This window comes from Roseobacter insulae, from assembly GCF_019375555.1.
In the GTDB taxonomy this organism is placed as follows: Bacteria; Pseudomonadota; Alphaproteobacteria; order Rhodobacterales; family Rhodobacteraceae; genus Roseobacter; species Roseobacter insulae.
In genome coordinates this window covers 295,989-315,249 of sequence record NZ_JAHXDN010000002.1, presented here as the reverse complement: position 1 = coordinate 315,249, position 19,261 = coordinate 295,989, and the positions used below count along the sequence as shown (strand labels likewise).

At 58.2% G+C, this 19,261-nt stretch carries 18 protein-coding genes; 17 read left to right on the top strand and 1 reads right to left on the bottom strand.

The genetic code is table 11. The annotated features are described in order from the left end of the window. Positions 1–150: 150 nt before the first annotated feature. From topA to KX928_RS07655, 4 genes are all read left to right on the top strand, one after another. Positions 151–2,736, top strand: coding sequence for a type I DNA topoisomerase (gene topA / locus KX928_RS07670; protein ID WP_219500725.1), 2,586 nt, complete (start codon positions 151–153; stop codon positions 2,734–2,736). Between the two features lie 178 nt (positions 2,737–2,914). Further along, a complete protein-coding gene (locus KX928_RS07665; RefSeq protein ID WP_219500723.1) occupies positions 2,915–3,094 on the top strand; it encodes a hypothetical protein in 180 nt (59 codons plus the stop codon). 11 nt (positions 3,095–3,105) lie between these two features. After that, positions 3,106–4,131, top strand: coding sequence for a PAS domain-containing protein (locus tag KX928_RS07660; protein WP_257883630.1), 1,026 nt, complete (start codon positions 3,106–3,108; stop codon positions 4,129–4,131). A 175-nt stretch (positions 4,132–4,306) separates the two neighbouring features. Beyond that, positions 4,307–4,600: a GNAT family N-acetyltransferase gene (locus KX928_RS07655; protein WP_308342261.1), complete on the top strand. Its 294-nt coding sequence runs from the start codon at positions 4,307–4,309 to the stop codon at positions 4,598–4,600. Here the strand turns inward: KX928_RS07655 and KX928_RS07650 are convergent. Beyond that, positions 4,597–5,418 carry a lytic transglycosylase domain-containing protein gene (locus KX928_RS07650; RefSeq protein ID WP_257883629.1) on the bottom strand — a complete coding sequence of 274 codons (822 nt, stop codon included), beginning with the start codon at positions 5,416–5,418 and terminating at the stop codon, positions 4,597–4,599. The two genes, KX928_RS07655 and KX928_RS07650, sit on opposite strands and share 4 nt — an antisense overlap. A 356-nt stretch (positions 5,419–5,774) precedes the next feature. On the opposite strand from KX928_RS07650, the gene KX928_RS07645 reads away from it, so the two are divergent. The 13 genes from KX928_RS07645 to KX928_RS07585 all read left to right on the top strand — a co-directional run bounded on the left by KX928_RS07645 (position 5,775) and on the right by KX928_RS07585 (position 19,104). Then, a complete protein-coding gene (locus tag KX928_RS07645) occupies positions 5,775–6,035 on the top strand; it encodes a Flp family type IVb pilin (protein WP_219502160.1) in 261 nt (86 codons plus the stop codon). 564 nt (positions 6,036–6,599) lie between these two features. Further along, on the top strand, positions 6,600–7,448 hold the full coding sequence (gene cpaB / locus KX928_RS07640; protein WP_219500719.1) for a Flp pilus assembly protein CpaB: 849 nt from the start codon (positions 6,600–6,602) through the stop codon (positions 7,446–7,448). A 193-nt stretch (positions 7,449–7,641) separates the two neighbouring features. After that, the gene (locus tag KX928_RS07635) at positions 7,642–9,066 is read left to right on the top strand and encodes a type II and III secretion system protein family protein (protein ID WP_219500717.1); all 1,425 of its coding nucleotides are present in this window, start codon (positions 7,642–7,644) and stop codon (positions 9,064–9,066) included. 4 nt (positions 9,067–9,070) lie between these two features. Continuing rightward, positions 9,071–9,463 carry a hypothetical protein gene (locus KX928_RS07630; RefSeq protein ID WP_219500715.1) on the top strand — a complete coding sequence of 131 codons (393 nt, stop codon included), beginning with the start codon at positions 9,071–9,073 and terminating at the stop codon, positions 9,461–9,463. Positions 9,464–9,703: 240 nt separating this feature from the next. Beyond that, on the top strand, positions 9,704–10,936 hold the full coding sequence (locus KX928_RS07625; protein WP_257883627.1) for a CpaE/TadZ family protein: 1,233 nt from the start codon (positions 9,704–9,706) through the stop codon (positions 10,934–10,936). A gap of 20 nt (positions 10,937–10,956) precedes the next feature. Then, entirely contained in the window at positions 10,957–12,378 is a 1,422-nt protein-coding gene (locus KX928_RS07620; RefSeq protein WP_219500714.1) for a TadA family conjugal transfer-associated ATPase, read from the top strand. Between the two features lie 11 nt (positions 12,379–12,389). Beyond that, positions 12,390–13,352, top strand: coding sequence for a type II secretion system F family protein (locus tag KX928_RS07615; RefSeq protein ID WP_219500712.1), 963 nt, complete (start codon positions 12,390–12,392; stop codon positions 13,350–13,352). Positions 13,353–13,363: 11 nt separating this feature from the next. Next, complete coding sequence (locus tag KX928_RS07610) at positions 13,364–14,350, top strand: type II secretion system F family protein (protein WP_219500702.1); 987 nt, start codon at positions 13,364–13,366, stop codon at positions 14,348–14,350. Beyond that, entirely contained in the window at positions 14,347–14,928 is a 582-nt protein-coding gene (locus KX928_RS07605) for a tetratricopeptide repeat protein (protein ID WP_219500700.1), read from the top strand. The genes KX928_RS07610 and KX928_RS07605 overlap by 4 nt, the downstream gene beginning before the upstream one ends. Before the next feature lie 31 nt (positions 14,929–14,959). Continuing rightward, a complete protein-coding gene (locus KX928_RS07600) occupies positions 14,960–15,814 on the top strand; it encodes a tetratricopeptide repeat protein (protein WP_219500697.1) in 855 nt (284 codons plus the stop codon). A 13-nt stretch (positions 15,815–15,827) separates the two neighbouring features. Then, a complete protein-coding gene (locus KX928_RS07595) occupies positions 15,828–16,325 on the top strand; it encodes a prepilin peptidase (protein ID WP_219500695.1) in 498 nt (165 codons plus the stop codon). Positions 16,326–16,407: 82 nt separating this feature from the next. Continuing rightward, positions 16,408–17,715 carry a DUF8689 domain-containing protein gene (locus KX928_RS07590; protein WP_219500693.1) on the top strand — a complete coding sequence of 436 codons (1,308 nt, stop codon included), beginning with the start codon at positions 16,408–16,410 and terminating at the stop codon, positions 17,713–17,715. A gap of 747 nt (positions 17,716–18,462) precedes the next feature. Beyond that, positions 18,463–19,104, top strand: coding sequence for an NAD(P)-dependent oxidoreductase (locus KX928_RS07585; RefSeq protein ID WP_219500692.1), 642 nt, complete (start codon positions 18,463–18,465; stop codon positions 19,102–19,104). Positions 19,105–19,261 lie beyond the last annotated feature (157 nt).

Genomic DNA, 19,261 nt, shown 5'->3' with positions numbered 1-19,261 from the left:
ATTTTTGCGGCACCGAGCGCAACTGGCAAATATCCGCAAACGTCACGGAACTGGTGCGACAAACTCTAGCGGATTGACAAAATCCGCTTGCACAGCACATCTGGCTTGAGCATAGACACAAAACGTTTTTACCCAGAGGTGCCGCAGTACATGCCAGTAGTTGTTGTCGAATCGCCCGCCAAAGCCAAGACGATCAACACCTATTTGGGGGACAACTACACCGTTTTAGCGTCGTATGGGCACGTGCGCGACCTGCCTCCGAAGGATGGATCGGTCGACCCCGAGCAAGAATTTGAGATGCTGTGGGAGGTCGCCAGCGACAGCAAAAAACATGTCAAAGCGATTGCCGATGCGCTGAAAGAGGATAATGAACTCATTCTCGCAACCGACCCCGACCGCGAAGGCGAGGCGATCAGCTGGCACCTGCAGGAAGCACTGACCAAACGCAAGTCGATCAAGAAGGATACGCCGGTCAGCCGCGTGGTCTTCAACCAGATCACGAAAAAGGCGGTGACAGAGGCAATGGCGAACCCGCGCGAGGTCGACATGCCGCTGGTGGAGGCATATCTTGCCCGCCGCGCGCTGGATTATCTCGTGGGGTTCAACCTCAGCCCGGTGCTCTGGCGCAAACTGCCCGGGGCGCGGTCTGCCGGGCGGGTGCAATCGGTGACCCTGCGCCTCATTGTCGAACGCGAGATGGAAATCGAGGCGTTTCGCAACCGCGAATACTGGTCGGTTAAGGCGATGCTTGCGACCCCGCGGGGTCAGGAGTTCGAGGCACGGCTTACCGTTCTGGCGGGCAAGAAGCTCGACAAGTTCGACATCGAGAATCAGACACAGGCCGAAATGGCGGTGCAGGCGATCAGCAGCCGCGACCTGAGCGTCACGTCGGTGGAGGCCAAACCGGCGAACCGCAATCCCTCCGCCCCCTTCATGACCTCGACGCTGCAGCAGGAAGCCAGCCGCAAGTTCGGCATGGGCGCGCGCCAGACCATGTCCACAGCACAGCGGCTTTATGAGGCAGGCTACATTACGTATATGCGGACCGACGGCATCGACATGGCGCCCGAGGCGGTGCAGGCCGCCCGCGACGCGATCGAGACGCTTTATGGCAAGGACTACGTGCCCGGCAGCCCGCGGATGTACAAGAACAAGGCCAAGAACGCGCAGGAGGCCCACGAATGCGTGCGCCCCACCGATATGATGACCAAGGCGGAGGATCTGAAGACCTCCGACGCGGATCAGCGCAAGCTCTACGACCTGATCTGGAAACGCACGCTGGCCTGCCAGATGGAAGCCGCGCGGATGGAACGGACGACCGTGGATGTGGGCAGCACAGATGGCCAGGTCATTCTGCGCGCCACCGGTCAGGTGGTGCTCTTTGATGGGTTCCTGCGGGTTTATGAGGAGGGCCGCGACGATGTGGTGGATGAGGACGACAAGCGCCTGCCCCAGATCGACCAAGGTGACAAGATGGACAAGCGCGCCGTCACGCCGGAGCAGCATTTCACCCAGCCCCCGCCCCGCTACACGGAGGCCACGCTGGTCAAGAAGATGGAGGAACTCGGGATCGGGCGGCCTTCCACCTATGCCTCTATCGTCACCACGATTCAGGACCGCGAGTATGTGCGCAAGGACAAGAACCGCCTGATCCCCGAAGACAAGGGACGCTTGGTCACGGCGTTTCTGGAGAACTACTTCCGCAAATACGTGGGCTATGGCTTTACCGCGGATCTGGAAGACCAGCTCGATGATGTGAGCGCGGGGGACGCCAACTACAAAGAGGTGCTGCGGCGTTTCTGGCGCGACTTCTCGGCAGCCGTCGCCGAGACCGCCGATCTGCGGATCACCGAAGTGCTGGAAAAAATCAACGAAGTGCTGGAGCCGCACCTGTTCCCGCCCAATGAAGACGGAACCGACCCGCGCCTTTGTCCCAACTGTGGCGCTGGCCGGCTCTCCATGCGCACGGCCCGGTCGGGTGGGGCCTTCATCGGCTGCTCAAACTACCCCGAATGCCGCTACACCCGCCCGTTTGGCCCGCCGGACCCGGAGGCCGAGGCCAGCGCGATTCCACCCGAAGGAAAGCTGCTTGGCGAAGATGCAGGCGACAAGATATGGGTGCACAAGGGCCGCTTTGGTCCATATGTTCAGCGCGGCGAAGTCACTGAGGACAACAAAAAGCCACCGCGGCAATCGATTCCAAAGGAATGGCCCCCCGAGGATGTGGATCTGCCGCAAGCCGTCAGACTGCTGTCTCTACCCCGCGAACTGGGCCCGCATCCGGAAGATGGTGTCATGGTCTGGTCCAATATCGGTCGCTACGGCCCCTACCTCAAACACGCTGCCAGCACATCGGAACGCGGCGGCACCAACGCTAATCTTGAAAGCATTGAAGAGGTCTTCACCGTCGGCATGAACCGCGCTGTGCAGCTTCTCGCCGAAAAGGTCGCAAGCCGCGGCGGCCGTGGAACCGCGGCAAAAACCCTTCGTGAACTGGGCGAACATCCCGATCAGGGAGGGGCTGTCAGCATCATGGAAGGCAAATACGGGCCTTACGTAAAATGGGACAAGGTCAATGCCACGCTGCCCAAGGAAACTTCGCCGGAAGATCTTACCCTGGACGCCGCCGTTCTGCTGATCGAAGAAAAGGCCGCGAAGAAGGGCACTGGGCGCCGCAAGGCACCTGCAAAGAAAAAAGCGCCCGCCAAGAAGAAGGCCACCGCAAAAAAAGCCTGATCTCCTCCCATTTGTGCAGAATAGTGCAGCTTGGGACTATTCTTTTTCGAACTGGTTTGACCAACAACTTTTGCGACCTATAAATTAATCGTGAACGTGGACAGTCGGACCAATCATTCCAACCGATTGAGTACGCTAGGGGAGATTCCGGTGAGCCGACCGGATCTGAGGAAGCTGTATGATAAAGAATTTCGGACCCGCGTCCGATATGCCGGGTGGCGTGTTGCGCAACGGCATGGTGACCCCGACGCGCAGTGGCGCGCCGGTTGGCACTCACCCCGCCGTGGGCCCGATGCACCCGTTGATCCAGGAAACTCGTGACAGTCGTATCGAACAGCGCAGTGCGCGCGCCGCTTGAGGGAGGCAATGATGGCAGATTCGATCCAGGAAATTCTCAAGGAAGATACGTCCTTTGACGGGTTTGCCAAAACCCAGTTGCCGATGGTCGTGACCAACCCGAATTTGGAAGACAATCCTATCGTCTATGTGAATCATGCATTTACGCAACAGACTGGCTACGCCCGCAGTTCCGTAATCGGGCGGAATTGCCGCTTTCTGCAAGGTGAAGGTTCCGACAAGCTCGCTGTAGACAGGCTGCGTGACGGTATCTCACGGCGCGAGTCGGTCTCGGTCGATATTCTGAATTACCGCGCGAACGGTGAACCATTCATGAACCGGCTGCTGGTTGCACCGCTCGCCGACGAAGGTGGTCACCTGACGTATTTCGTCGGGATCCAGAAGGAGCTCAAGTCCGGTCAAATGGGCGCGGCGGCGGAAGAAATAGACGCCCAACTTGTGGAAATACAAGACCGCGTTGAAACCGATATGTCGATAATCATCAGCATGATCCGACAGCAATCGAACTCGACTTCACTGCCGGAGGAATACGAAGCACTCACGCGCCGGATTGAAACCCTGCAACTGCTCTACGAGGAAATGAAGCTGTCGGATGTGCAATCCAATCGCGACATCATCCACTTGGCCAGCTATCTGTCCCGGCTCTGCTGCGCCATTGGGCATGCATATGGGCGATCCGGCATTCGGTTGAACCTTCAGATCGATCCAGTGGATGTGCCGATCGAAACGGCCTCCCGCGTGGGGCTTGTCGCGTCCGAGCTTTTGGCCAATGCCTATCAGCATGCCTTTGACCGTATCGAGACCGGCCTGATTGAGGTGCGCATGTCGCAGCTGAGCGCGGGCGGTTTGCGCCTGACCGTCTCCGACGACGGTCTGGGCATTCCCAGCTTCATGAGATGGCCGGACACCGGTTCGGTGGGCGGGCGCATGATCAGTGGGCTGATTGAAGGTCTGGAAGGGACGCTGCAACTGAGCCGCGGCGCTGCGGGCAGTTTCATCGCAATCGACGTGCCCGCAGGTGCGTCGCTCGCGGAGTAGCGCGGCCGTGTCGTGGATCCGAAACCCGGTGACCCTGATGCCGCGCCAGCGACTGCTTCCTGCGTTCCGGACAGGTTTGTTATGAAGCCCGGCGCGCCGAATGCTGTGCCAGGCGAACGGGGGATCGCTCATCAGGTCTCCCGGTCGGGCCTGCGGACCGCCGCCGGGACAAGACGTGTCTGCTGATGCCGAGATCACCCGCCACGTCGACGGATCGAAAGGCCGTTACCTGCTGAAAAGGGACGGGCAGGAAGCGGAGCTGACCTATTCGATCCTCTCCCCCACCAGCATCATCGCCGATCACACCGGGGTGCCGGAGGCGCTGCGCTCCACGGGTGCGGGCCTCGCCCTTGTCACAAGACTGGTGGAGGATGCGCGGGCCGAAGGTGTGCGGATTGTCCCGCTCTGCCCCTTTGTAAATGCACAGCGGCAGCGGCACCCGGAATGGGCAGATGTGTTCAACGTTTAGTTCAACGCGGCGAACACGCACCCATCGGTAATGAGCTCCGGCGGGGTCAGGCACAGGCCACGCGCCACCTGAAATGCCGCCAGCACCTTGGGCACGTAATCCCGGGTTTCCGCGAAAGGTGGCACGCCCGCGTAGGTCCTAACCGAGCCTTCACCCGCGTTGTATCCGGCCAGAACCAACACCGGGTCGCCGCCAAATTCGCTCATCAGCCAGTCAAGGTACTTTACGCCACCTGCGATATTCTCTGACGCGGCAAGGCTGTCTTCCACGCCGAAGCGGTCCGCCGTATCCGGCATGAGCTGCATCAGACCCTGAGCCCCCGCCTGGCTTACCGCGTCAGCCTTCCCGGCAGATTCGATCGTAATCACCGCCAGCACCAGGGCCGGTGACACCTGTGTGCCAATCGTGGACTTCAGGATATCCACCCCGTTCGCCTGCGCGATGTTCTGCATGTGCTGCAAACGCGGTACCGGCACATCGCGCGCACCGATGATGACATCCATGACCCCTTGGAACCGGCCCGGGCCGGAATCGAATATCGAAGGCGAAACCTTGTCCCAGAACCACGCGTACCGCCCAACAGGCTTTTCAGGCGACACGTCAGATGTATCCGGGATCTTGGGTGTGGGTTTGGGCAAAGCCGCCAAGGCCGCCTCCTGCGCCTTTGGGTCGATCTGCACGCGGATGCGCTTCTGACCTGCCTTCGGAACGGAAATCCGCTTCGCTGCAAACGTCGGATAGGGGTCTGGCTCATCCGCGGCTGCCGATGCCATGGCAACTACCGCGGACATCAGCCCGGCTGCTAGAATGGAACGCATTATTACTGCTCGTCGCTTTGATTACTGCGTTATTTCCCTGCAGCATCGCAGAGAAATCGCTCCCAGACCAGCTATTCCGGGTCTTGATCGCGGCGATTTTGCCACATTCGGGGGTCACTTTAATGAAATGTAAACGGCAGAGAATTTTTTTTCTCATTGATAACAGCTCATTACGATTTTTCTGCCGATTTTCCGGGGGAAGACGCCAAAAGTCACAATTGCCGCCAAAATCATGCCCCAATCCCTTGGCTATATGGCTGCATACCAAGTCGGACGGACCCAAACGAGAGAAACGGTCACTGAGGACGGCAAGGTTAGTAAGTGAAAATCTAAGTGATCCTTTGGAGGGACATACAATGATGAAATTTATCAAGAACTTCCGTAAAGACGAAGACGGTGCCGTGACCGTTGACTGGGTTGTGCTGACAGCTGCTGTTGTTGGCCTGGCGATTGCCGCATACCAGTCGATCGAAGATGGCGCGACCGGCCTGACAGAAGCAACTGAGACTTTCCTCGGTGAGCAGACTGTTGGTTCGATCGGCAGTGGCGGCACTGGCGACGGCACAGGCGACGGCACTGGCACCGGCGACGGCACAGGCGACGGCACAGGCTCCTAATACTTCCACCTGATGCTTTGAAGTCAGGGCCGCTTTCATTCGCTGAAATGCGGCCCTTTTTTCCCGGACCGAACCAAGGTTCCTCAAATGAAAGTTCACACATGCTGCGCGCTTTTAGAAATTTCAAAGACGATGAGGCCGGGGCTGTTACTGTTGACTGGGTAGTCTTAACTGCCGCTGTTGTAGGTTTGTCGACAGCGTTGGTGATCGAACTTCGGGGTGGATCTTCCGATCTAACGGACCGCACAGAAGATTTCCTGAACACGCAAGTGGTCGGTGAAATCGGCGCATCTGAGTAGTATCAATCCACTTTGCAAACACTCGAGCTGTCCTCGTTCTGCCGGGGGCAGCTCATTCCGTTTCATCAGGCGAAGGTTGTTGACAGCCACCGACCGAACTACGCCTGCAGCACCTTCCCGAAGGAAGTTCCAATTGTTGCGATATCAGAGAAAAAGTCGCGCTCTGGCCATGTGTTAATCGTCAAATTGCCACAATCGGCTGACATCAAGGCTGGGAATTAGCGCGCTCTTCCATTGGGGCTGATAGGAACAACGAGGTGACAACATGCGTACTGTATTCGGATTGGTGCTCTTGGCCGGCTTAGCGCTTGCTGGCGGCGCCGTTTACATGGCCAAGAACTACATCGGACAGTACCAGGCCGAACTGGCCCGGGCGAAAGCCAATGAAAGCGCGATCGTGCCAACGCAAACGGTCTACGTGGCATCCCGCAGCTTGAAATACGGCGACGTTCTGAAGAAAAAAGATGTGCGCGCGGTGAAATGGCCCAAGACGGCCATTCCGGAGGGTACGTTTGGCGACATCGCGGTTCTCTTCCCCGAAGGTGTCGAAGAGGAACGCCTCATCGTGCGTCCGATGGAAAAAGACGAAGCGCTTCTTAAGGTGAAGATCACTGAACCGGGTGAAGACATCGGCCTGACCACACGGCTGGAAAAAGGTATGCGCGCCTTTGCGATCCGTGTGGACGTGGCGACCGGGGTTTCGGGCTTCCTGCGTCCTGGTGACCGCGTCGACATCTACTGGTCGGGCGCAATCAATGTGGGCGAAGGCCGCGAAGACGTCACCAAGCTGATCGAATCCGCCGTGCGCCTGATCGCGGTTGACCAGAACGACGAAACGATCAATGGCGCGCGCATCGCCCGTACGGTGACAGTTGCAGTAGATCCCGAGCAGGTTGCCGCACTCGCCCAGGCACAATCGACGGGCAGTTTGTCTTTGTCGCTGGTTGGCGCGGGGGACGACACGGTTCTGTCTGAAATCGAAGTCGATCAGGTCTCGTTGCTCGGTCTGGAACAGGCGGCACCTCGTGCCGTCGCCAAGAAACGCCGCGTTTGCACCATCAGAACGCGCCGGGGCGCCGAGATCGTGGCCGTGCCAATTCCCTGCACAAACTAAACAAAACCAACACATTACAAAGGCGTCGCGGATCTCGCGACGCCTTTCCCTATTTCAGCCTGTTGCCATTTATCCACATAAACGCAAGAGCAGAAGTCATTGATTCTTGCAAAAAAATCAAAACCAACGCAAACTGCGGCGCATGCGGGCACTAAGACCCGGAACCGAGGCGTGATCAAAAAGGGCAGGTCACATGAAAATTGATGGAATGTTGAAGGCGGCCCTCTTGGGGCTGACACTTAGCGCGTCGCCGCTGGCTGTGTTTACGCCGGTAACGGCGCAGGCAGAAACCTTGCGTGTGGTCACCAAGGGCACAAATCGAACACTCGCGGTTCCAATGAACCGCGCGGTTGTCGTTGAAAGCGAAATCCCCTTTGCCGAGTTGAGCATTGCCAATCCCGGCATCGCGGATATCTCGTCACTGTCGGATCGCAGCATCTACGTTCTGGGCAAGACCCCCGGGATGACAACGTTGACACTGCTCGACGCAACCGGGCAGTTGATCACAAATGTGGAAGTCCGCGTTGCACCGGATGTTACCGAGTTCAAAGAGCGCCTCGGGCAAATCCTGCCGGGCGAGAATGTTGAAGTGCGTACGGCGAACGACGGTATCGTGCTTTCCGGCACGGTGTCCAGCAGTCAGAAACTCCAGAAAGCACTGGATCTGGCGCAACGCTACGCCCCTGACCGGGTGTCCAACCTCATGAGCGTCGGCGGCATCCAGCAGGTAATGCTGAAAGTGCGTTTTGCCGAAATGAACCGCACGGTTTCCAAATCCCTGAGCAGTTCGCTCGCAATTGGCAGCACGGACGTAACAGCGGGCACCGGCGCGGGCGCAACCAGCCCGAATAACGGCCTGCTTCTTGGCGGTGCGCTCCCAAGCGTCTCGGAAGCCGCGGGCACGGCCAACATTGGCTTCAGCCTTGGATCCGTCCAGATCGGTCTGCTGCTGGAGGCGCTTGAAACAAAAGGCGCTGTGCGCACGCTGGCGGAACCCAACCTAGTGGCCCTTTCCGGTCAGGAAGCAAACTTCCTCGCTGGCGGCGAGTACCCGGTTCCGGTTGCTCAGGACAACGATACGATCAGCGTTGAATTCAAACCGTTTGGGGTTGAACTGAACTTCGTCCCCCGCGTTGTCGACAGCAACATCATCAACCTGCAGCTTTCCGCAGCGGTATCGGCGATCGACCCATCGAACGGCGTCAGCCTTGGCGGCGGCTTTTTTCTGGACGCGTTCTCGCGCCGGGAAGCATCAACCACCGTCGAGATGCGGGACGGCGAAAGCTTTGCAATTGCAGGACTTTTGCAGGATGACTTCACTGACCAGGCAACGCAGCTGCCATGGATCGGCGATGTGCCGGTTTTGGGCGCTCTCTTCCGCAGCGCCGATTACCAGCGCAGCCAGACAGAGCTTGTGATCATCATCACGGCTCATCTGGTGACACCGACCCGGGGCGAAGCGCTGGCCTTGCCCACGGATCGGATCAAACCGCCAACCGAACAGGATCTCTTCCTGTTTGGCCGCACAGTTAGAAATGCCAATGCGCCCCGCAAAGGTGCAGCCGGCGAAGTCGCGAAACAGGACTTCAGCGGTTCCTACGGCTATGTGATGGAGTGATAGGATGCAAAGCCTTACAACACGGACCACACGCACACTCGCCCTGACGGTAGGCCTCACGGCGCTTGCAGCCTGCGGTGAACAAGGCAGCGGCGGCCAGTGGTTTCGCGAAGCCGGTATCCAGATCGATTCTGGCGAATTCGGCAATGCAACCATGATCAACATGATGGCGCAGGTCTGCAACCCCAGCGGTGTTGCAGGCGCGGGCGGCAGCAAGGTCGGCGGATCACCCTCCGACCCGCTTGTTGTGCTCGACCCTGCCAGCACTGTGGCGCAACCGGTATTCCGGGTGCATTGCGATGGCCGCCTGGACGGAAAATACGCGCGTATCATCTATCGTGACTACGTTGGCAGCGCGTCCCAGAAGACAACTGTAGAAGAAGCAACCGCCGAGTAGAGCCGTCAGGCTCTACTCTACAAATCCGCCCCTAAACACGGTTATTGTGTCGAGATACCCAACAATTGGGCGGATTAAGCCCTAATCTCGCCCAAGTTCACTGCGACTTTCCCTTTAATGGGACATTTATGTCCGGCCAAAGCTGCCGGGCATGGGCGGTCGCAGGGGACGCCGGGGTATCAAAACAAAACAGACCTCGCCTGCTCTGCTTCGCCCTTGAACAAAAAGGAAGACGAGGCAATGAGCACCATGCCGCAACCAGATACATCACTTATCGTCGCCTGCACGGTCAGTCGCGATGTTCAGAACTTTGATCTGCTGATCGAAGACATGGAGCTCGCCCTGGGCGAGAGCTGGGGTGATCTCGGGTTTGCCGAAGCCTTGGCGTTTTTTGAACAGCCTGAATCGCAGGCACTTGAATTCATTGCTCTTGCGATCGACGAATCCGATGAAGACAACCTCGCGCTGATGGGAGAGATCATAACCCAGGCCAAGGCGCGCAACATCAAGGTAATTCTGATCGCAGAAGACGTCACGCCGGCGTCCCTGCATTCTCTTCTGCGGCAGGGCGCGGACGAATTCGTGCCCTACCCGCTTCCGGAAAATGAACTGGGCGAAGCCATTGAGCGTGTGCGCGCGGCGGATGCCGCCCTGCCCGCCGCGTCGGCCGCCCCGACACTGCAGTCTGACAGCCAGAAGGAAGGCGCGGTAATCGTTGTGCACGGATTGGCCGGCGGCACCGGCGCAACCACGCTTGGCGTCAACCTTGCGTGGGAACTGGCAACCGCCGGGAAAGAGGACAGCCCGAGCGTGTGCATGCTGGATCTCGACTTTCAGTATGGCGCGGTTGCAACCTTCCTTGATCTGCCCCGCCGCGAAGTCGTTTATGACATGTTGTCGGATACCGAAGGGATGGACGACGAGATTTTTGGCCAGTGTCTGCTGACGTTTCAGGAAAATCTGCAGGTTCTGACCGCCCCGATGGAAATGCTGCCGCTGGACATCATCGGCGCAGAGGACGTCAACCGCATTCTTGAAATGGCGCGACGCCATTTCGACTATGTTGTTATCGACATGCCATCCACGCTGGTCAGCTGGTCCGAGGCCGTGCTGAATGCCGCACATGTCTACTTCGCGACCGTAGAGCTCGACATGCGCTGCGCGCAGAACACCCTGCGCTTCAAGCGTGCCTTGCAATCCGAAGAGTTACCCGTCGAAAAGCTGCGCTACGTGATGAACCGGGCGCCCAAGTTCACCGACCTTAATGGAAAAAGCCGCGTCAAACGCATGGCGGAAAGCCTTGGCATCTCGATTGACGTGCACATGCCGGATGGTGGCAAGCCCATCACGCAAGGCGCAGACCACGGTCTGCCGCTGGCAATATCTGCCCCCAAGAACCCGCTGAGGCGCGAGATCGCGAAGCTGGCGAATTCCATTCACGAGTTAAACACCAACGACGTTAAAGCGGCCTGATCCGGCAAAGGAAAGAGCGCATGTTCTCCAAGTACAAGAAACCATCAGCCAAGCCGCCAGCAGAGGCCGCTAAGGCGACCCCCGCCGCGCCCGCAGCACCTTCTGTGACGCGAAAAGCGCCGCAGAAAGCTGCAGCCCAGGTGACGCCAATGGATAAGGAGCGCAAGCGCAAGGAACGGATGGGCGAGATCAAGCTCGATCTGCACCGCGTGCTGCTCGACAACCTCAACCTCTCCGCGCTGGAACATGCAACGGAGCAGGATCTGCGTCAGGAAATCAGCGCAATTTCCAGCGAATTTCTTGAAGAACGCAGCATTGTTCTGAACCGCGAAGACCGCCAGAACCTGACGTCGGAGCTCTATGACGAGGTGACCGGCCTGGGCCCGCTGGAGACCTTGCTGAAAGACGAAACCGTCAACGATATTCTGGTGAACGGACCGCAACAGATCTTTGTAGAACGGTCGGGCAAGCTGGAACTGACGGACATCACGTTCAAGGATGAACGCCACCTGTTGAGGATCATCGACAAGATCGTATCCGCCGTAGGACGCCGTGTTGATGAATCCAACCCCTATGTTGACGCCCGGCTAAAAGACGGGTCGCGCTTTAACGCGATGGTCCCGCCGGTAGCTGTGGATGGATCGCTTGTTTCTATCCGAAAGTTTAAAAAAGACAAGCTGGGTATTGATGATCTGGTGCAATTCGGCGCATTTACCGAAGAGATGGCTGCATATTTGCAAGCGGCCGTCGCGACGCGTCTGAATATCATCGTCTCAGGTGGTACCGGTTCGGGCAAGACAACCACCCTCAATGCGCTGTCATCCTTCATCGACAACGCCGAACGGATCCTGACGATCGAGGACACGGCGGAACTCCAACTGCAGCAGACGCATGTGGGCCGGATGGAAAGCCGCCCGCCCAACGTTGAGGGCAAAGGGGAAGTATCCCCGCGCGACTGCCTAAAAAACGCTCTGCGGATGCGTCCTGACCGGATCATCGTCGGGGAGACCCGCGGCGAAGAAGTGATCGACATGCTGCAGGCGATGAACACCGGACACGACGGATCGATGACCACGATCCACGCCAACTCTGCCCGCGATGGCGTGTCACGTCTGGAAAACATGATTGCCATGGCTGGGATCGAGATGCCGCTGAAGGCGGTACGGTCGCAGATCTCAAGCGCTGTAAACCTGATCGTTCAGGCGTCTCGCCTTCAGGACGGCTCTCGCCGGATGACCTCGATCACGGAAATCACCGGTATGGAGGGTGAAGTCATCTCCATGCAGGAAGTCTTTCGCTACCAGCGGGTCGGCCTGACGCCCGAGAACAAGATCATCGGTCACTTTACCGCGACAGGCGTCCGGTCTGCCTACGCGGAGCGTTTCCGCATGTGGGGCTATGACCTGCCACCATCCATCTACGAGCCGATTGCGGCTGAATAAGGATCAGTGAAATGAGTGCAGAACCAATTATTTACGGCTTGATCTTCATAGGCGTGCTTGTGCTGGTGGAGGGCTTGTATCTCGTCACTTTCGGCAAATCTATCAGCCTCAACAGCCGCGTGAACCGCCGGTTGGAAATGCTCGACAAGGGCAATGGTCGCGAAGAAGTGCTTGAAAAGCTGCGCAAGGAAATGCAGCAGCACATGAAAAGCAAGTCTATCCCGCTCTACTCGCTTCTGGGCGAGAAGGCGCAGAAGGCAGCCATCGCATTCACGCCAAAACAACTGATCATGATCATGGCCTTGCTCGCCGGTGTGGCCTTTCTTGGCCTTACCGTTGGCGCCGAAACAGAAGTTGGCGTACGGGCTTTGCTGTCCGTGGGTATCGGTGTCGGCGCGGTCTACATGTGGGTGTCCGCAAAGGCGAACAAGCGCATGTCGATGATCGAGGAACAATTGCCCGACGCTGTTGAGCTCATGGTGCGCTCCCTGCGCGTTGGTCACCCGTTCACGTCCGCGATCCAGATCGTCGCCAAGGAAGTTCAGGATCCGCTGGCGTCCGAATTCGGGATGATTTCGGACGAAGCAGCCTATGGCCGCGATGTCGGTGATGCGCTTAAGGAAATGGCGGAGCGCCTGGACATGCAGGATTTGCGCTTTCTCGCGGTTGCGGTGACCATTCAGCAGACATCGGGTGGTAACCTTGCCGAGATTCTCGCCGGTCTGGCCAAGGTGATCCGCGCCCGGTTCCGCCTGTTCCGCCGGGTGAAAGCGATCACGGCGGAAGCAAAGTGGTCCGGCAAGTTCCTGTCTGCTTTCCCCGTCGTTGCACTGATCGTGATCAACGTGACAGACCCGCATTACTACGATGAAGTGCGCGATCACGCGATGTTCATTCCCGCCTGTTTCACCGTGGGCATTCTGCTGGCGCTGAACCTGCTGGTGATGCGCATTCTGACCGACATCAAGGTGTAAGGACCCTCCTCATGGAATTCATTAGCTCTCTGAACGCCACGCTTGTCGATCTGATAGGTCCGCTTGGACCAATGATCATTCTGGGCACAGTCGGGGTTATCATGATCGTGATCACGGTCACCTTGATCCTGCAACAGCCCGAAGACCCGATGGCGAAGCTGAAAAAGTCGGTCCAGTCGCCCTCCTCTTCCAAGGAACCCCAGCAGCGTCTGCGCCAGGGCGAACGCAATGAACAGTTGCAGAAGTTCGCAAGCTTTCTGGAACCCAAGGACGTCGCAACCCTGAGCAAGAAGCAACTGCAGCTGCGTCAGGCTGGCTATCAAAGCAAGGATGCGGTGCGCATCTTTCACTTCGCCCAGTTTGCATTGGGTATTCTGGGACTGATCGCCGCTTTCGTGTATCTTGTTCTGCTTGGCGGCGGCGAAGGCTTCAGCAGTAACAAGATGATGATCTATTTCATCGTGCCCGGTGCAATCGGATACTACCTTCCCACCTACTGGGTGACTCGCCGCGTCGAGATGCGCAAAGAAGAAATCACAAGCGGTTTTCCCGACAGTCTCGACATGATGCTTGTCTGTGTCGAAGCCGGTCAATCACTCGACCAGAGCATTGTGCGCGTCGCCAGAGAGCTTCATGCCTCCTATCCGGCGCTGGCGCAGGAATTTGACATGGTGGCCTACGAAATGAAGGCCGGTAAGGACAAGGTGACGGTTCTGAACGACATGGGTGAGCGCTGCGGCGTGCAGGATGTATCGTCCTTTGTCACGGTTCTGGTCCAGTCGGCCACCTTTGGTACCTCGATCGCGGATGCGCTGCGGGTCTACGCGGCCGAAATGCGTGACAAACGCGTGATGCGCGCCGAAGAGGCAGCAAACAAGTTGCCAACGAAGATGACCCTTGCCACTATGATGCTGACGGTGCCGCCGTTGTTGATCATCCTGGTTGGCCCTTCGGTACACAGCATCACCCAACTGGGGAACATGGGCGTTAACAGATGAACCAAAGGCTTTGGCGGCCGCTTGCGTCCGCTGCCTTCCTCGTCACACTTACCGGTCTTGCCGCCTGTACCACAGGCGGCGTTTCCGTTCCCGAAGGCCAGATTGATGCACCGGGCGTCGATTTGCGCGGCGATGCTGTGGACGGCGTCGCGGTTGGGCACAGGCTGATAGCGGCGGGCGAATACGAACTGGCCATCAAGGCCTTCAACCGGGCCGCGCTGGATCGCGGCAAGATCGATGCAGAAATCCTCGCAGGTCTTGGCAGCGCCAGCCTTGGTCTGGGGCGTTTGGGGCAAGCCGAGGGGTATCTGCGTCGCGCCATAGAAACCGAGGACGCGCAGCCCGAAGACTGGAACAACCTGGGTGTGGTCCTCATGGAGGCCGGCAAAACGGTCGAAGCCGAGCAGATTTTCCGTCGCGCCTTTGCGCTTGATAATGGCGAAAGTGTCGCAATCCGGGATAACTTGCGCTTAGCACTCGCAAAATCCGAAAATTCTGCTACAGAGGGTATAGAAACCGACGACTACAAGTTGGTTCGGCGCGGCAGCAGTACTTTCCTGATACGTCCGACGCCATAATTGAGGTAAGAGCAGCAAAAGGACGCACAACATGCGCCATCCTAATCTCCTGTCCGCCTGTCTTGCAGGTGCAGTACTTCTTGCAGGCTGCGCCGAAAAAGACGGCGATGAAACCGTTGAACGGGCCTTTCAGGACGTTAATGTCGTAGATGAATCCAATCTGAATGATGTCATGCTGACCGTGGCGGACCCCAACGAAGCGGTAAAGCACTTCACACGCTCAACAGCCGAAAAACCTGACCGCATCGACTTGCAGCGCGGGCTGGCCTATTCGCTTGTGCGTGCCAAACGCTTTGCCGAAGCCGCACCTGCATGGGAAAAGGTCACAACGATGGAAGGCGCGAAAGCCGAAGACAGCGTAGCGCTGGCGGATGCGCTGATCCGGACCGGTGATTGGGCAAAAGCGGAGGCGACGCTGGATGCGCTGCCACCGACGCACGAAACCTTCAACCGCTACCGGCTGGAGGCCATGCTGGCAGACAGTAACGAAGAATGGACGAAATCCGACAGCTTTTACGAAATCGCAACGGGATTGACGACCAAACCTTCGGGTGTCCTGAACAACTGGGGCTACTCCAAACTGTCACGTGGCGATTACAAAGAGGCTGAACGCCTGTTTGGCGAAGCGATCCGGCAGGATCCCTCGCTGTTTACCGCCAAGAACAATCTCGTGCTGGCCCGGGGCGCACAGGGCGACTACACCCTTCCTGTGATACCGATGGATCAAACCGAACGGGCGCAACTGCTGCACACCATGGCGCTGTCGGCGATCAAACAGGGGGATGTGACCGTGGGTAAGAGCCTCCTGCGCGATGCGATCGATACGCACCCTCAGCACTTTGAAGCTGCGGTACGTGCTCTGGAAGCGCTCAACACAAAGACCTGAGGGCTGATCAGTCATGGCGATCACAGCCTACTCCGCCTGGTGGTTTTTGCCCTTCGTGCTGCCGCTTTGTTTCTACGTGGCCTTCACGGATCTGTCGCGCATGAAGATCACCAACCAGACGGTTTTGGTATTGGCGGCAGTCTTTGTCTTGGTCGGTCCGGTTGCCCTGCCCAGCCTTGATGTTTACCTGTGGCGGCTGGTGCAGCTGGCCATCATGCTGGTGTTTGGGATCATGCTGAACGCAGCCGGTGCCATGGGAGCCGGAGACGCGAAATTCATCGCTGCAGCAGCACCTTACGTCGCCTTAGGTGATTTACGACTGGTGCTGGCGCTGTTGGCCGCTTCGCTCTTGGCGGCCTTCGTCACACACCGTATCGCCCGCTACAGCCCCTTGCATAAACTGGCACCGGATTGGAAAAGCTGGAGCCAGGGGAAGAAGTTCCCCATGGGGCTGGCCCTTGGCATGGCACTTTCGCTCTATCTGATCCTTGGTGCCCTTAAAGGTGCCTGATTTACGCCATTTTCACCCGCTAACGTCATTCTAAACGGGCGTTCCACGCCTGATGAAACATGTCGTTATTGAGGGTCGACCAATGAACATGCAAACCGCCAATGTCATGGCACCACCTCCGCCACGCACGCTGGAGGATATGAAGCTTTCCACCGTCATGATGCGCGATATCGTGCTGAAAACGATGTTCCGCAAGAATGTCGACATGGTAAGCGATCTCAGCAAGGCCATTTGCCTGCCTATTCCCGTCACGCAGGAACTGGTCGATATGGCGCGCGAACAGCGCCTGCTGGAAGCGACAGGGACCCTGAACGCCAACAATGGCAACGAAATGGGCTACCAGCTGACGGAACAGGGCAAGGCGCGCGCCCTCGATGCCCTTGCCCAATCCGAATACTTCGGCGCGATGCCCGTACCGCTTGATGTGTACCGTGATCAGGTGAAACGCCAGTCCGTCCGCAACATGCAGATCACCCGGGATCAGCTGACCGGTGCCATGGGCCATCTGGTGCTGCCCGACATGCTGCTGGACCAGTTGGGACCGGCCGTCTCCGCCGGTCGGTCGATCCTGATGTACGGTCCCCCGGGCAATGGTAAATCGTCTATCTCCAATGGTATCCGTGACGCCTTGGGCGACAATGTCTTCGTGCCGCGCGCCATTGAATATGCCGGTCAGGTTATCACGGTCTATGATCCCATCGTTCACGCCGCCGTACCGATCGAGGAAGACGACCCCAATTCCCTGCGCCGCGCGACAAAATTCGACATGCGCTACGTGAAGTGTGAACGCCCTACCGTGATCACCGGCGGTGAATTGTCGCTTGATATGCTCGATCTGGTGTATAATCCGACCGCGCGGACCTATCAGGCGCCGCTGCAGTTGAAATCCACCGGCGGTATCTTCATCGTAGACGACCTTGGCCGTCAGGCTGAACCGCCACAAAGCCTTGTGAACCGCTGGATCGTTCCGCTGGAGGAAAGCAAGGATATCCTTGCCCTGCAATCCGGTGAGAAATTCGAAGTGCCCTTCGACACGCTGGTGATCTTCTCCACAAACTTCCACCCGAACGAGATTTTTGACCAGGCGGCCCTGCGGCGGATCTTCTTCAAGATCAAGATCGATGGCCCCAATCAGGAAAACTTCCTCAAGATTTTCGCGATGGTTGCCAAGAAGCGGAAAATGCCTCTGGACGAAGCCACGCTGGTGCATCTGCTGAAGGTGAAGTACCCGGAAATTGACAACATCTACGCCAACTACCAGCCGATCTTCCTGATCGATCAGATGATCTCGATTTGCGACTTCGAAGGCATCCCGTACCAGATGACACCCGATCTGGTAGACCGCGCCTGGGCAAACATGTTCGTGAAGGACGAGCATATCGTGAAGTGAGCGGCAGGGTGAATAACCTGCCCTTTGCCTTCGTCGGTCGCCAAGCCGGACTGTGATGGCATCACGTTGAGCCCCGCGTCCGATGAACGCCCCCAAAACTGACACCTGCGGTGTGTCCTCCGCGCGCGCCACCATATGCCGCCCTTCAGTCGTGCCCGCACTTTTACAACCGAGGTGCGGGCAGCCTCTCGGCCATTGTGCGCGAGAAAGCTGAGGCGATCACGCCCTCGCATATGTCGGGAACCATCCCACTTACCGGACATCACCCGTTCCAGCCCATGACACCTGCGCGCGATGGCCAAACCGACAATCGGTTTTAATGACCGTGCAGGAATCAGAATAGCTCAGCCAAGTCTGACGGCGTGCTGGGCACATGGCATGTGCAGCGGTCAACTCAATGTCCGGAAAGGTGACCTTCACCCCACCCCCAGACCATCGGCGCGCCATATGATCGCCTTTCTGCGCACTGTTTCGGCAGAAGATGCAGGCCGCCGATCGATGCGAAATTTAACGCAACTTAAACAATAGGATCTAGAAGCGTCACCGATATATCTTGACATCAAGCTAAAAGTCTTTATCTTGATGTCAAGTTAAATACCAACTTTTAGAGATCCGCATGGCTGAGGCTTCGCCCCCGGCGCAGGCGATCCCAACATTCGAAAACGGGACATCACCCGCCTGACCGGAGCCACGATTGCGCGGACATCCCCGCGATCCACAAGAACTCAAATGAAAGGAAAGCTTGGAATGAAGATCATAGTGTTTGGAGCAAGAGGAGATGTCGGCAGCCGTGTTGTGAAAGAGGCACTGTCGCGGCACCACGCAGTTACGGGTGTCGTCCGGAATGAACGGCAGGTGTCCACCCTGCCCGACGGTGCAACACCGCAGGTAGCTGACGCTGCGGCCACAGCTGTCATCAGAGAGATGATGGCAGAACATGATGTCGCGATCAGCGCGATCCGCCCACCGGACGGCCAGGAGGATGCACTTGTTCCCCTCACCCGGTCGATCCTTGACGCGGCGGCCAACGCGGCCAAGCGCGTCGTGATTGTTGGCGGTGCCGCAAGCCTGAAAATGCCCGACAACAGCGGAAACACCGTTTTGACAGCGCCCGATTTTCTGCCTGATAGCGTCGTGCCAATCGCACGGGCGTGCCAGGCGCAATATGAGCTTTGTCTGTCAGAAGGGCGTGCGGCGTGGGCCTATCTCTGTCCGCCCGCAATGCTGACACCCGGGGTGCGAACCGGTCACTACAGGCGCGGAAACGATGCTCTTCTGGTCAGCCCGGAGGGCACCTCCGCCATATCCATGGAGGATTTTGCCGTCGCATTGATTGACGAGGTCGAAACCCCGCTGCACGTTCGGGCGCGCTTTACCGTTGCGGCCTGAGCTCCGCGACATCTGGACAATTGGCCCCTCACCAGCATCCGATGCCGGTCGCCGCTGACATGCTGAGGCGACATGGCGCAACCGGTCGGTCACGCTACATCCGCCAACCTGTAGCCGTTCGTCACTTCCGGGGTGACGGGCGGCCCAACCTCCCTCG